Raw genomic sequence first — 13,598 nt, 5'->3', positions numbered from 1 at the left:
CGCACGACGATACACCGCCTCGCCGATGAACGAGCGCGACGCGCTGCTCGCCTGGTTCGACGCGAACGCGCGCGATCTCCCGTGGCGCCGCACCCGCGATCCGTACGCGATCTGGGTCTCCGAGGTGATGCTGCAGCAGACGCGCGTCGAGACGGTGCTGCGCTACTACGAGCGCTTCCTGGCGCGCTTTCCCGACGCGCACGCCCTCGCGAGCGCGAGCGAGGACGACGTGCTCTCGATGTGGAGCGGGCTCGGCTACTACCGGCGCGCGCGGCTGCTCCACGCGGGGGTGCGCGAGGTCGTCGCGAGCTACGGCGGGCGCGTTCCCGACGACGCGACGTCGCGGCGCGCGCTTCCCGGTGTCGGTCGCTACACGGCGGGCGCGATCGGATCGATCGCCTTCGATCGCGAGGAGCCGCTCGTCGACGGCAACGTCGCGCGGGTGCTGTCGCGGCTGCGCGGGATCGACACGCCGCTCGGCCGTCGCGACACCGAGGCGCGCCTCTGGGACGAGGCCGAGAAGGTGGTGCGCGGGCCGCGCCCCGGCGCGCTCAACCAAGCGCTGATGGAGCTCGGCGCGACCGTGTGCACGCCGTCGAGCCCCAAGTGCCTGTCGTGCCCAATCACGCGATCCTGCGTCGCGCTCGCGAGCGATCGCACCGACGTGCTGCCCGTCGCGAAGGCGCGCCGTGCGCCGCGCGAGGTCGCGATGGTCGCGGTGGTCGCGCACGACGCGCAGGGCAGGGCGATGATGGTGCGCGGCGAGAAGGCGCTCTTCGGCGGGCTCTGGGGCGTGCCGATGCGCGAGGGACGCGGCGCGAAGACGGCGCGCGAGGCGCTGCGCGAGCACGCGATCGACGCGCGGCTGACGCGGGAGCCGGCGGGGCACATCGAGCACGTGCTCACGCATCGCCGGCTCGACGTGGAGGTCTTCGTCGCGCGGCTCTCCAGTGCCAGCGCTGGCACTGCGAGTGCCAGCGCTGGCACTGGCGCGCGGGCGGTCGGCGCGGACGATCTCGCTTCGGTCGGGGTCTCCACGTTGACGCGCCGCATCCTGGAGATGAGCGATCTCACGATTTCTCGCTTCCAACGCTGAAGCGGCATTCAGTAGGCTCCCCCGGCTCGGTTCCCCGTTCTTTTCCGCTTCGATGGGGGAGGTCTCGATGGCTCGACTTCGCTTGTGGTCGTCGTGCGCGATCGTGCTCGCGCTCGGCACACCTTCGTTCCTGGTCGGGTGCAGCGAGTCGCGCACCCTCGGCAACGACGCCGGCATCATCCTGATGATCGACGCCGCGCCGCGTCCCGACGCGTTCATGCCCGGCCCCGAGTGCGGCAACGGCACGCTCGAGGCCGGCGAGGGATGCGACGACGCGAACACGACGCCCGGCGACGGCTGCGACGCGACCTGCGCGCGCGAGCCGTACTGCGGTGACGGCACCACGACCGCGCCCGAGGTCTGCGACGACGGCAACAACCGGAGCGCCGACGGCTGTCGCTCCGACTGCCGCTCGAACGAGACGTGCGGCAACGGCATCGTCGATCACGCGGTCGGCGAGGTCTGCGACGGCGACGCCGCGACCTGCACCGACGAGTGCACCGTGCTCGTCGGCTGCGGCAACGGCACCGTCGACGACGGCGAGGCCTGCGACGACGGCAACACGTCGCGCTGGGACGGCTGCGGCGCGGACTGCCAGGAAGAGATCTCGATGCAGCTCCAGATGCTGGAGTTCGGCGACGCGCGCACCGGCTGCGACTTCAGCGGCGACGGCATGCCCGACAACCGCTTCGCGCGCGCGCTCGGGCCCGCGGCGTCGTTCCTCAACATGTTCCTCGGCGGCGGCGGCGGCGGTGGTGGTCCGACGTTCCTGATGTCGTTCGTCGGGCTCGAGGATCGCACCGGCGCGAACGACGACTCGCTGCGCGTCGCGTGGATGACCGGCCAGCCGGGGCCGAGCTCGGGCACGTTCGTCGTCGACCCCGCGGCGCTCGACGATCGCGGCAACGCGCGCACGTCGCTGCAGGGCGCGATCATGTCGCGTGCGCTCGATGCGGGCCCCGAGGACATCGAGCTCCCGATCGACTTCTTCCCGATCACGCTCAACCAGGGCCACGTGCGCGGCACGACGGTCGCGTCGGGCGGCGAGATGTCGAGCATCTCGGATGGTCTGCTCTGCGGCGCGATCGGGCCCGAGCTGCTCACGCTGGTGAACGCGGACCTGCTCGAGAACCTGGGCGGCGGCGGCGGCGGTGGGTTCTCGATCGAGATCGGCGACCCGTGCGACGGAAGCACCGAGCCCGCGACGCTCTTCGACATGATGGTCGGCGGCGCGATGATCGCGATCCTGCGCATCGGGAACGTGCCGCCGGACGTCGACGTCGACGGCGACGGGCTCGAGACGTTCGAGGTGACGCGCGACGGGCCCGAGGGCTGTCAGCCCGTCGTGACGGCGTGCATCGACGGCGACGGAACGCGCTTCGAGGGCCGCAGCTGCGTGACCGAGCAGGTCGCGGGGCGCCCGCGCTTCGTGGACGGGTACTCGGCGGGCCTGACGTTCACCGCGCAGCGCGCGGAGATCGTCGGCGTGGGCGAGGGCGGCGGCGGCGGTGAGCCGGTGCCGGAGCCGCCGCCGGGCGGCTGATCACGCAGGCGCGCGCGGCGTTCGGAGGAGCAGGGGCGTGCCCGATCGGGCCGCCCCTTTCTCTTTGGTGCGATGCCGTGAGTGGCCCCGGACGTGGGGCGTGGTGCGCAGCTTCGAGGCGGGCTAGGGTGGGCGTTCGCGCGCGAATCGCCCGCGAGCAACGTACTACCCGCGCGAACGAGCGGGCGGAGGCACCGTGTCCGAGAGCGTCCAGAGCATCGCGGCCGATCAGGTCGTCGGCATCCACTACACCCTGAAGAACGCGTCCGGCGAGGTGATCGACAGCTCTTCCGGGGACGAGCCGCTCTACTACCTGCACGGCCACGACAACATCGTGCCGGGGCTCGAGCGGAAGCTCAGCGGCCGCAAGGTCGGCGACAAGCTCAACGTCACGGTGCAGCCCGCGGACGGCTACGGCGAGCGTGATCCGCGTGGTGAGCAGCGCGTGCCGCGCGAGGCGTTCCCGCCGGGCACGCCGCTCGAGGAGGGCGTCCAGCTCGCGCTGCGTGATCCGTCGGGCCAGATCGTCCCGATCTGGATCTCGAAGGTCGAGAGCGACGTCGTGCACGTCGACCTGAACCACCCGCTCGCGGGTGAGGTGCTGCACTTCGACGTCGAGGTGGTGTCGCTGCGCAAGGCGACCGACGAAGAGCTCGAGCACGGCCACCCCCACGGCGCCGACGGCCACGAAGGCCACCATCACTGATCGCTGGCGTTCGATCCACCGGGAGGGACGCGGCGCGATACGGGGGCTGATCGTCATCCGCTGTCTGCGCGCGGTGCTCACGGACCGAAGTCCGCTCCGCGCCGTGCTCGCCACCGGATGCCGCTGAGCCCCCGTCTCCCGCCGCGCGATGGCCCATCGGCGTCCTGCCGTCTCGAGCCCCGAGCGCCGCCCAGCCCGGGATCGGGGCCCGACCCGGGCCCCGACCCGGACCCCGTCTGATAGGCTGCGCGCCCGATGGCGGCTTCCCACACGAACAACGGAACGCTCGACGAGGCGTGGGCGCTGGCGCTGGCGGGTGAGCGCGACGACGCGCTGAAGCGCTGCACCGCGCTGCTCGAGGCCGACCCGATGCAGCTCGGCGCGGCCGCGCTCGCCGTCCAGCTGATCGCGCGCGCCGACGGATTCGATCGCGACGCCCTCGAGGCGAGCGCGGCGCGCCTGGTCGACGCCTACGTGCGCCGCAGCGACCTCCCCGCTGCGACCGCGATCGCCGCGATCGCGAGCGAGGCCGAGATCGACGCCGGCGCGCTGCGGAAGACGATCGCGAAGGCGTTCGGCAAGGGCAGCGCCCGGCTCGCCGACGTGTCGGCCGCGCCGCCGCCGCTCCCGGTGCCCGCGCCGGTCGAGGGCGCGCTCGCGTCGCTCGACGGCGCGGCGCTGATCACCCGCGCCGAGGCCGCGCTCGCCGCGATGCGCGCCGCCGACGACACCGCGCCCGAGAGCGGCAAGGTGAGCCAGCTCCCGCTCTTCTCGGCGCTGCGCCCCGAGGCGCTCGAGCGTCTGCTCGCGGGCTTCACGCTGCGCGACCTCGCGACCGGCGCGCTCGCGATCACCCAGGGCGACGAAGGCCGCGAGGCGTTCGTGGTGGTCCGCGGCGCGTTGCGCGCGGAGCGCCGCGCCAGCGAGGAGAGCGCGCAGCCCGAGGTGCTCGCGGTGCTCGGCCCGGGCGCGATCTTCGGCGAGATGGCCCTCGTGAGCGAAGCGCCGCGCGCGGCCTCGGTCGTCGCGCTCGAGCCGGTGCAGCTCCTCGTCGCGAGCCGCGACGTCCTCGAGAAGCTCGCCCAGAAGGAAGCGGCGATCGGCAGCGAGCTCGCGCTCTTCTGCCGCCACCGCATGATGGCGAACCTGCTTCGCCACGGCGCGATCCTCGCCGCGGTCGCGCCCGCGCAGCGCGACGACCTCGTCGCGCGCTTCGCGAGCCGCGACTTCGCGACGGGCGACGTGCTCGTGAAGGAAGGCGAGGAGAGCGAGGGGCTCTTCCTCATCGCGAGCGGGCACGTGCGCGTCACGAGCACCGACGCCGACGGCGATCGCATCCTGCTCGCCGATCTCGGCCCCGGCGACGTCGTCGGCGAGATCGGCCTCGTGCTGCGTCGCCCCGCGACCGCGACCGTCACCGCCACGACGCCGACCATCGCGCTGCACCTGTCGCGCGATCAGTTCCACGACGCGATCCGCGCGCACCCGACGCTGCTCTCCGAGCTCTACGAGCTCGCGACCAAGCGCGAAGAAGAGACGCGCTCGGTCGTCGCGCAGCAGGCGCTCGACGTGGAGGACGTCGTCCTCGTCTGATGGGATCTCGGGCGCGCGTCGGCTCGAGCTTCCGCGTCCGTGCATCGCTCGCGGTGATCGCGGCGAGCACGGTCGCGATCGTGCCCTGGGCGACGAGCGAAGGCGCGTCGTGGCGCGCGCTCTCGCTCGGGTGGGTCGTGCTCGCGTGGGGCCTGCTCGCGCTGGCGTCGGTGTACGGCGCGGCGCGCCTCGGGCGCATGCGCCGCGCCGCGACCACGCTCGGCGGTCCGACCCTGCGCAGCGTCGCGCTCGCCCAGGCGCGCGCGCGGCTCCGCGCGCGGCTCGACGCGCTGCGCACGCGCGCTCACGAGAAGCGCCGCATCGCAGAGCGCGCGCAGCGATCGAAGGAGGAGTTCCTCGCCGCGGTGAGCCACGAGCTGCGCACTCCGCTCAACTCGATCCAGGGCTTCGCCGAGGTGCTGCTCTCGGAGATCGAAGGACCGCTCTCGCCCTCGCAGCGCGAGGACGTCGAGGCGATCCACACCGCGGGCGCGTACCTCAAGGAGCTCGTGGACGAGGTGCTCGACTCGTCGTCGCGCCGCACGCCGATCGCGTCGCGCCTCGAGCTCGTCGATCTCGCGGCGCTGGTGCGCGAGGTCGCGCGCCTCGTCGAGGTGCAGCGTCGTGACAAGCCGATCACGATCGAGGTCGACATCGCGCCCGATCTCGCGCGCGTGCCCGCCGACGCGCGGCGCATCCGGCAGATCCTCCTGAACCTCGGCGCGAACGCGGTGAAGTTCACGAAGAAGGGTCACGTGCGCTTCCGCGCCGAGGGCGGCGCCACGCGCGAGGTGCGCCTCGCCGTCGAGGACACCGGGCCCGGGATCGCGCGCGAGGATCTCGATCGCATCTTCCGCACGTTCGAGCGCGTCGACACGAACCGCGGTCGCACCGAGGGCTGGGGGCTCGGCCTCGCGATCGCGCGCGAGATGGCGCAGTGGCACGGCGGTCGGATCGAGGTGCAGAGCACGGTCGGTCGCGGCTCGACGTTCACGCTCGTGCTTCCCGCGCAGGGAGGGCCCTCGGCGTGACCAGCGAGGAGATGACGACGAGCGAGCTGCTCGAGAGCGATCTCCCGATCGTGCTCCCGCTGCCGACGCGCGTCGGCGGCGCGCGCCGCGTGCTCATCGGGCTCGTCGTGCTGGGCGCGATCGAGATCGTCGCGCTCGGTGCGCTCTGCGAGCTCGCGCACCGCGAGGTGGAGCTCGCGCTCGCCGCCGTGATGCTCGCCGCGGTCGCGCGCGCCCTCGCGGGCGCGGCGTTCGTGCACGCGCAGCGCATCCTGCATCGCGCCGCGCGATCCGATCCCGGCTCGGCGCCGTTCGCGCCCTCGCCGCGCGTGCTGCGATCCGCGGAGCGTGTGCCGCTCGTGATCGCGGCGCTCGGCACTCTCGTCGTCGCGCTGCTGCTCGCGCCGCTCGATCCCGCGGTGGTCCCCGCGGTGCTCGCGGCGGGCGCGCTCGTCACCGCGCCTGCCGCGCGCGTCGTCGCAGCGCCGGTCGAGGCGTGGATCGCGCGCCTCCCCGCGCGCGATCTGCCCGACCCCACGCGCGTCGAGATCGCGCTGCGCGACGCGACGATCGCCGCCGCGCCCGCGCTCTCCGTCGGCTTCGCCGCGCTCGCGTTCTCGCCGACGCCCACCGCCGCGCTCGCGCTGGTGCCCGGCGCGGCCATCGCGCTGATCGAGATGGCGCGCACCACGATCGCGCGCGGCGAGCTCGACGCGATCGCGGCCCACGTCGAGGCGCTCGATCCCGAGGCCGACGAGCAGGACGTCCGTCCTCCCGCGCTGCGCACCGAGATCGCGCTCGGCGCGTGGGCCGACGTGCGCGCCGAGGTCGACGCCGCGTCGGTCGCGCGCCGCGGCGAGGCGAACGCGCAGCGACAGATCGAGCGCGAGGAGCAGGTCCGCTCGCGCTTCATGGCTGCGATGGGCCACGAGCTGCGCAGCCCGCTCAACTCGATCGTCGGCTTCGCGCAGCTGCTCGAGGACGGCGCCGACGGACCGATGACCCACGATCAGCGCGAGAGCGTCGTGATGGTGCGCCGCAGCGCCGAGGATCTGCTGCGCCTGCTCGGCGACATCCTCGACTCCGCGCGCCTCGACGCGCGTCGCCTGCGCATCAAGCGCGAGTGGACGCCCTCGGTCGAGATCGTCACCGAGGCCGTGCGGCTCGGCCGCTCGATCGTCGAGGGCACCTCGGTGAAGATCGACCCGCAGGTCCAAGCGGGGCTCCCGCCGGTGTACGTCGATCGCGCGCGCATCGTGCAGGCCGTCGTCGCCACGTTCCGTCACGCCGCGCGCGGCAAGAGCGAAGGCGTGCTCACGGTGCGCGCCGCGATCGGGAACGCGCGCAGCGGCGCGCCCGCCCTCTTGATCGAGGTGCGCGACGACGCGCGCTGCCTCGGCGAGGAGGACCTCGCGCGCATCTTCGACGCGTTCGGCGACCTGCGCGACTCGACCAGCGGGCGCCGGGTGGGAGGGCTCGGCCTCGCGCTCTCGCTCGCGCGCAAGCTGGTGCGGCTCCACCACGGCGACGTGTGGGCCGAGTGCCGCGACGCGACGAGCACGCGCTACGTCGTCGCCGTGCCGCTGGACGCCTCGGCGGACGGCTAGGTCGCCGGCCGTCCGGCCATCGTCGCGTGGTACCTTCGGACGCGGTGAGCGGTCCTTCTCTCGCGACGCGTCTGGTCGAGCACGTCGGTCGTGTCCTCCTCGGCAAGGGCGAGGTCGTCTCGCTCGCAGTGACGGCGCTCCTCGCGCGCGGTCACCTCCTCGTCGAAGACGTCCCGGGCGTCGGCAAGACGACGCTCGCGCGCACCCTCGCGCGCTCCATCGGCGTCGGGTTCCGGCGCATCCAATTCACCTCGGACCTGCTGCCCGCGGACGTCCTCGGAGGCTCGATCTACGATCCGAGCACCGGCGCGCTCACGTTCAAGCCCGGGCCCGTGTTCACGCCGATCCTCCTCGCCGACGAGATCAACCGCACCACGCCGCGCACGCAGTCCGCGCTGCTCGAGGCGATGGAGGAGCGACGCGTCTCGATCGAGGGCGAGACCCGCGCGCTCGAAGAGCCCTTCTTCGTGGTCGCGACCCAGAACCCCGAGGAGTTCCACGGCACGTACCCGCTCCCGGAGTCGCAGCTCGATCGCTTCTTGTTGCGCGTCGAGATCGGCTATCCGCCGCGCGACGTCGAGCGTCGTCTCCTCGGTGCGCGGCGCGGCGCCGATCCCGTCGACTCGCTGGCGCCGATCGTCACGCTGCCCGAGCTGCTCGCGGCGCAGAGCGCGGTGAACGAGGTGCGCACCGAGGACCTCGTGCTCGACTACCTGCACGAGATCGTCTGCGCGACGCGCACCACGCCGCTGCTCGAGCTCGGCGCGAGCACGCGCGCGGCGCTCGCCCTGGAGCGCGCGGTGCGCGCCCACGCGCTCGTGTCGGGACGCGCCTACGCGACGCCCGACGACGTGAAGGCGCTCGCGGTGCCGGTGCTCGCGCATCGCGTCCGCGTCGCGGGCGCCGGCGACGGACCGCGCGCGCGAGGCGACGCGGCGCGCGTCGTGCGCGACGTGGTCGCGGGCGTGCCGGTGCCCGTCTGATCATGCGGCGGGATCGCGCCGCCGCGGCCGAGAAGAAGGCGCGTCGCGCGCGGCGCGGGCTGCGCTTCACCCGCGAAGGGCGCGTCTTCGTGCTCACCACGCTCGGCGTCGGCGCGGGCGCGGTGAACACCGGCAACAACCTGCTCTACCTCGTGCTCGGCCTGATGCTGAGCCTGATCGTCCTCTCCGGCGTGCTCAGCGATCTCGTGCTGTGGTGGGTGCGCGTGCGTCGCTCGCTGCCGTCGCGCGCGTTCGTCGGCACGCCGTGCGTGATCGAGCTCGCGCTCGCGAACGACAAGAAGTGGCTCCCGAGCTTCTCGATCGAGGTCGAGGACCAGGCCGCCGACGAGCCCACCGATCGCCGCTGCTACTTCCTCAAGGTCGGCGCGCGCGCCGAGCAGGTCGCCGCGTACCGTCGCGTGCCCAGCAAGCGCGGCGTGCTCGTGCTCTCGCGCTTCCGGCTCAGCACGCGGTACCCGTTCGGCCTCTTCGAGAAGTGGCGCCTCGTCGACGATCGCACCGAGCTCGTCGTGTATCCCGCGCTCGTCCCGGTCGTCGCGCCGGCGCTGCCCGCGGGCGCGCGCGCCGAGGATCGTGCGAGCCCGCGGCGCGGTCCGGGCACCGAGCCCGCCGGGCTCCGCGAGTACCGCGCCGGCGACGAAGCGCGCTCCGTGCACGCGCGTCGCAGCGCCGCGCTCGGTCGCCTCGTGGTGCGCGAGCGCGAGCGCGAGAGCGGCGCGCGCCTCTCGATCGTGCTCGACAACGCGCGCCCCCCGGACCTCGACGACGCCGCGTGGCCCCTCGCGTTCGAGCGCGCGATCTCCCACGCCGCGTCGATCGCGGAGCGCGCGCTCGCCCACGGCTCGAGCGTCGACGTGATCACGCGCAGCGGTGGCTCGCCGGTCGTGCTCGGAGGCGGCGCGCCCGATCCCATCCTCCGCTACCTCGCGCTGCTCGGGCCCGTCGCGCACGACGCGGCGCCGCTGCCCACGCCGCGCGCATCGAGCGTGATCGTCACCCCCGAGCTCGCGATCGACGCGGTCGCATGAGCTTCGCCGCGCTCCACAAGCACGTCACGTACATGATGGCGGGGCTCGGCCTCGCCGCGCTCTTCCTCGGCGGCGAGCTCTCGTTCTTCGTGCAGGCGGTGATCGTCGCGGGCTTCGTCGCGTCGGTGTTCGTCGAGGGGCCGCGCCTGCACCAGCCGGGCTGGCAGCGCGGATGGAACGTCGCGCTGCTCGTGCTCTTCGCGCTCGCGATCGTGCGCGGCGTGCTCGGCGAGCCGCTGCTCCCGCTCGCGCTCGAGCTCACCGCCGCGCTCCAGATCTCGCGCCTCTGCAACCGCCGCAGCGCCGCCGAGCACCAGCAGATCGCGATGCTCGCGTTCCTCCAGCTCTGTGCCGCGACCGTGCTCTCGACCGAGCTGACGTACGGCATCGCGTTCCTCGGCTTCGTCGTGGTCGCGCCGTGGATGCTCGCGCTCACCCACCTGCGCAGCGAGATCGAGGGGCACTATCCCGGCGATCCCGATCCCGGTCGCGCCGCCGACGTGCGCCGCGTGCTCGCCTCGCGCCGCGTCGTCGGTCCCTCGTTCCTGCTCGGCACCGCCGCGCTCTCGCTCCCGCTCTTCGTGATGACCGCGGCGCTCTTCGTGCTCTTCCCGCGCGTCGGGCTCGGCATGCTCTCGTTCGGGCGCGGCTCGCCGACGCACGTCGCGGGCTTCGGCGGCGACGTCGAGCTCGGACAGGTGGGCCTCGTGCGCGACGATCCGACGGTCGTCATGCGCGTCGTGCCGCCGGGCATCGGCGCCGGGATCACCCCGCCGGCGCGCGCCGCGATCCGCATGCGCGGCACCTCGTTCGATCGCTACGACGGCCGGCGCTGGTCGCGCTCGCTGCGCGACCCTCGCGCGGTGCGTCGCTACGACGACTACTACCCGATCGAGCGCGTGCCCGATCTCGATCGCGACCTGCCGTTCGAGATCGTGCTCGATCACCTCGACGATCCCGTCGTGTTCCTCCCCGATCGCGCGGTCGCGGTGCAGATCCCGGGGCGCCTCACCACCGGCATCGAGGTCGGCCGGCGCCTGACGCTCGAGCCCGGGCTCGACATCCGCTACGAGGCCGACGACGGGCTCGGGCTGCGCTATCGCGCGTGGGTGGCCGCGCCGGGCTCGCGCCGCGAGGACCCCGAGCCGCTCGATGTCGCGTCGGCCGCGCCCTACCTGCAGGTGCCCGCGGGCCACGAGCGCGTCGCGCACCTCGCGCGCGAGTGGACCGAGGGCGCGACGAGCGACCGCGATCGCGCCGAGCGCATCCAGGAGCACCTGCGCGCGATGCGCTACTCGCTCGACATGCAGGACCCCGGCACGCGCCTGCCGCTCGACGCGTTCCTCTTCGAGTGGCGCGCCGGGCACTGCGAGTACTTCTCGACGGCGATGGCGATCATGCTGCGCTCGCTCGGCGTGCCCACGCGCAACGCGACGGGGTTCCTCGGCGGGCGCTGGAACGCCTGGGGACGCTGGTACGCGATCACGAACGGCGACGCGCACAGCTGGGTCGAGGTGTGGCTCGAGGGCGAGGGCTGGGTGACGTTCGATCCGACGCCGCCGTCGCGCGGCGAGGTCGACTTCGCGCGCGGGCTGCTCGACGAGCTCTCCGCGATGATCGACGCGCTGCGCACGAGCTGGGAGTCCGACGTGATCGGCTACGACCTGCGCGCCCAGCGCTCGCTCGCGCGCCGGCTCTCGCGGTGGCTGCGCGAGCTCGGCGCGTCGTCGCCCTCGGGCGGCGCGCGCATCTCGCCGGACGAGCCGACGCGCGCGCGGGCGGGTGCGCCGCTGCCGTGGACGCGCGTGCTCGCGATCAGCGGGATCGTGCTCGCGTTCGGCGCGCTCGCGGTGATGCTGCGCCGTCGTCGCGGCGCGCAGGCTCGAGGCCCGCAGGTGCCGGAGAATGCGCGCGAGGTGGTCGCGCTGTATCGCGCGCTCGAGCGCGCGCTCGAGACGCTCGGTCGCGCGAGGCCCCTCGACCGCACGCCGCGCGAGCACGCGGCGCTGCTCGAGGCCGAGGGCTTCGTGCATGCCGCGATCGTGCGCGAGGTGACGGAGCGCTACCTCTCGGTGCGCTTCGGCGGCGAGACGCTCGATCCGAGCGAGCTCGCGCAGCTCCGCGAGAAGCTGCGCGACGTGAAGCCGAGCTGAGCGTGGTCCCCGAGCGTGTCGGCGACGTGCGACGAGGCGGCGCTCGAGCACGCCCGTCGCGTGCTGGCGTCGGTGCCCGGGCTCGCGCGTGTGCGGCCGGCGCGCCTCGCGTCGTCGTGCAGGTCGAGCGCGCGCTGGGGATGCCGATTCGCGTCGTGTACCAGCACGTCTGAGCGTCTCGCACGAGCGCTCCGCAGATGCGCGAGCGGGGGTCGGGCCGGCGCTACCCGCGATCCTCACATGCGGGAGCGGGGGTCGGGCCGGCTCTACCCGCGATCCGCACATGCGGGAGTGGGGGTCGGGCCGGCTCTACCCGCGATCCTCACATGCAGGAGAGGGGGTCGGGCCGGCTCTACCCGCGATCCGCACATGCGGGAGAGGGGGTCGGGCCGGCTCTACCCGCGATCCGCACATGCGGGAGAGGGGGTCGGGCCGGCTCCACACGCGCTCGGATGTCCCCGGAGCGGCCGGAGCGTCCGCGATCGAGGGTGTTCGGTGACGTCCTCGATACCCATCGGCCGCCCGACCGACGGGCGCGCCGGAGCGCTACGACCCGCTCTCTCGTTCCAGCGGTCGCGCTCTGCGCGCTCTTGCTCCCTTCACGCGCCGACCCCCAGCGCCCGTACCTGACCGACGACCCGCGTGTGGTGGGCGGCGGCTACGTCGAGCTCGAGACGTGGGCGCAGCTCGGGCCGCGCTCGATCCTCTCGGACGACGCGAGATCGACGCGACCTTCGGCACGACGTTCCCGAGCACCGACGAGGGCTGGTCGGTCAGCTGCGGCATCCGGTGGCGGATGCCGCAGCTCTACGATCCCCGGCGCGCGCGCGAAGAAGCGCGCGTCGACTGACGGGTCAGGGCACCGGCGGCTCGCAGGTGCCGGGGCCGTCGTAGCAGAGCCCGTCGATGCACGCGCCGCAGTCGCAGTCGAGCGCGGTGTCGCAGGCGACGCGGCTGCATCCGTGCGCGTCGGTCGGCGCGTCGGCGCCCGGCGTGCAGCGCTGGTTCACGCCGCAGGTCCACTCGCCCTCGCACGAGAGCACGCGGCACCGCCCGTCGCTCCCGCAGCGCTCGCCGGCCGCGCAGGGATCGCTCTCCGCGGTGCGGCAGTCGATCTCGCAGACGCGCTGGGTCGCTCCGTCGCACAGGCACGACGCGGCGCGCTCCACGCAGAACGAGCCGGGCCCGCAGTCGCCGTCGACCTCGCACTGGTGCTCGGCGGGCCGGCAGATCCCGCACGCGCGCGGCGTGCCCGGCGGCACGCAGGGGAAGCCCTCGCACGCGACGCTCGACGTGCAGATCGGGTGCTCGGGCGGCGGCGGGGTGTAGCCCGGGCACTCGCCCTCGCAGTCGCCGCAGAGCCGCGTCTCGACGACCATGCCGCCCTCGCAGTCGATCCGGGTGAAGCAGCAGTCGCCCTCGTCGCGCGTGCACCCGACGAACTCGGCCGCGTCGCAGAGCACCGGGCCGCCGGCGAAGCGCGCGTACTCGTCGCAGTCACGCGCGCGCGGGGGCGGAGAGCAGATGCGCGACATGCGGCGGAGCCGCCCGTCGACGCACCGGATCGTCGTGCTCGGCCCGCAGCTGCCGAAGTCGTCGCAGTGCAGCCCGTCGACGCAGGGCGCGCCCTCGGGCGCCGCCGATGCCGCCGCGCAGTCGCCGACCAGCCCGCCGTCACCGAGCGGCCCCGCGTCCGCGTCGTCGCCGCGCCCGTGCGCGCCGAAACAGCCGCCCATCACCAGCGCCGCTCCGAGCGCCGCCCCCATCCCCGTGTGCCGCATCCTGCCATTCTCCGCGTGTTTCCCGGGCTCCAGCAACGCGCGATCCACGAGCACGCGTCTTTGTCGCTGCGATCCCC

At 73.9% G+C, this 13,598-nt stretch carries 11 protein-coding genes; 10 read left to right on the top strand and 1 reads right to left on the bottom strand.

Going from position 1 to position 13,598, the window contains the following annotated elements; translation table 11 throughout:
• The first annotated feature begins 25 nt into the window (after positions 1–25).
• The 10 genes from mutY (at position 26) to DB32_RS47515 (ending at position 12,590) form a co-directional block, all read left to right on the top strand.
• Positions 26–1,096, top strand: a complete 1,071-nt coding sequence (gene mutY / locus DB32_RS35400) for an A/G-specific adenine glycosylase (RefSeq protein ID WP_053237077.1) — start codon at positions 26–28, stop codon at positions 1,094–1,096.
• Positions 1,097–1,163: 67 nt separating this feature from the next.
• Positions 1,164–2,639, top strand: coding sequence for a DUF4215 domain-containing protein (locus tag DB32_RS35395; RefSeq protein ID WP_169791665.1), 1,476 nt, complete (start codon positions 1,164–1,166; stop codon positions 2,637–2,639).
• A gap of 196 nt (positions 2,640–2,835) precedes the next feature.
• Entirely contained in the window at positions 2,836–3,345 is a 510-nt protein-coding gene (locus DB32_RS35390) for an FKBP-type peptidyl-prolyl cis-trans isomerase (protein WP_157069762.1), read from the top strand.
• Between the two features lie 255 nt (positions 3,346–3,600).
• The gene (locus DB32_RS35385; protein ID WP_053237075.1) at positions 3,601–4,938 is read left to right on the top strand and encodes a cyclic nucleotide-binding domain-containing protein; all 1,338 of its coding nucleotides are present in this window, start codon (positions 3,601–3,603) and stop codon (positions 4,936–4,938) included.
• Positions 4,938–5,969 (top strand): sensor histidine kinase, encoded by a 1,032-nt coding sequence (locus tag DB32_RS35380; protein WP_053237074.1) that lies wholly within the window; start codon positions 4,938–4,940, stop codon positions 5,967–5,969. The genes DB32_RS35385 and DB32_RS35380 overlap by 1 nt, the downstream gene beginning before the upstream one ends.
• Positions 5,966–7,555, top strand: a complete 1,590-nt coding sequence (locus tag DB32_RS35375) for a sensor histidine kinase (RefSeq protein WP_053237073.1) — start codon at positions 5,966–5,968, stop codon at positions 7,553–7,555. The genes DB32_RS35380 and DB32_RS35375 overlap by 4 nt, the downstream gene beginning before the upstream one ends.
• Before the next feature lie 44 nt (positions 7,556–7,599).
• Positions 7,600–8,538 carry an AAA family ATPase gene (locus tag DB32_RS35370; protein WP_240481289.1) on the top strand — a complete coding sequence of 313 codons (939 nt, stop codon included), beginning with the start codon at positions 7,600–7,602 and terminating at the stop codon, positions 8,536–8,538.
• Between the two features lie 2 nt (positions 8,539–8,540).
• Positions 8,541–9,587, top strand: coding sequence for a DUF58 domain-containing protein (locus tag DB32_RS35365; RefSeq protein WP_053237071.1), 1,047 nt, complete (start codon positions 8,541–8,543; stop codon positions 9,585–9,587).
• Positions 9,584–11,740 carry a transglutaminase TgpA family protein gene (locus tag DB32_RS35360; protein WP_053237070.1) on the top strand — a complete coding sequence of 719 codons (2,157 nt, stop codon included), beginning with the start codon at positions 9,584–9,586 and terminating at the stop codon, positions 11,738–11,740. The genes DB32_RS35365 and DB32_RS35360 overlap by 4 nt, the downstream gene beginning before the upstream one ends.
• 676 nt (positions 11,741–12,416) lie before the next feature.
• A complete protein-coding gene (locus tag DB32_RS47515; protein WP_157069761.1) occupies positions 12,417–12,590 on the top strand; it encodes a hypothetical protein in 174 nt (57 codons plus the stop codon).
• 4 nt (positions 12,591–12,594) lie between these two features.
• On the opposite strand, the gene DB32_RS35355 is transcribed toward DB32_RS47515, so the two are convergent.
• Complete coding sequence (locus tag DB32_RS35355) at positions 12,595–13,521, bottom strand: hypothetical protein (protein ID WP_157069760.1); 927 nt, start codon at positions 13,519–13,521, stop codon at positions 12,595–12,597.
• Positions 13,522–13,598: the final 77 nt, after the last annotated feature.

The organism is Sandaracinus amylolyticus (genome assembly GCF_000737325.1).
In the GTDB taxonomy this organism is placed as follows: domain Bacteria; phylum Myxococcota_A; class Polyangia; order Polyangiales; family Sandaracinaceae; genus Sandaracinus; species Sandaracinus amylolyticus.
The sequence above is the reverse complement of the archived record's forward strand: the minus strand, read 5'-3'. Positions and strand labels throughout refer to the sequence as shown.

Bases quoted from the DNA above. Each gene is read 5' to 3' on its own strand.
- DB32_RS35385 (WP_053237075.1), top strand. From the start codon at position 3,601: ATGGCGGCTTCCCACACGAACAACGGAACGCTCGACGAGGCGTGGGCG.
- mutY (WP_053237077.1), top strand. From the start codon at position 26: ATGAACGAGCGCGACGCGCTGCTCGCCTGGTTCGACGCGAACGCGCGC.
- DB32_RS35360 (WP_053237070.1), top strand. From the start codon at position 9,584: ATGAGCTTCGCCGCGCTCCACAAGCACGTCACGTACATGATGGCGGGG.
- DB32_RS35365 (WP_053237071.1), top strand. From the start codon at position 8,541: ATGCGGCGGGATCGCGCCGCCGCGGCCGAGAAGAAGGCGCGTCGCGCG.
- DB32_RS35355 (WP_157069760.1), bottom strand. From the start codon at position 13,521: ATGCGGCACACGGGGATGGGGGCGGCGCTCGGAGCGGCGCTGGTGATG.
- DB32_RS35395 (WP_169791665.1), top strand. From the start codon at position 1,164: ATGGCTCGACTTCGCTTGTGGTCGTCGTGCGCGATCGTGCTCGCGCTC.
- DB32_RS35380 (WP_053237074.1), top strand. From the start codon at position 4,938: ATGGGATCTCGGGCGCGCGTCGGCTCGAGCTTCCGCGTCCGTGCATCG.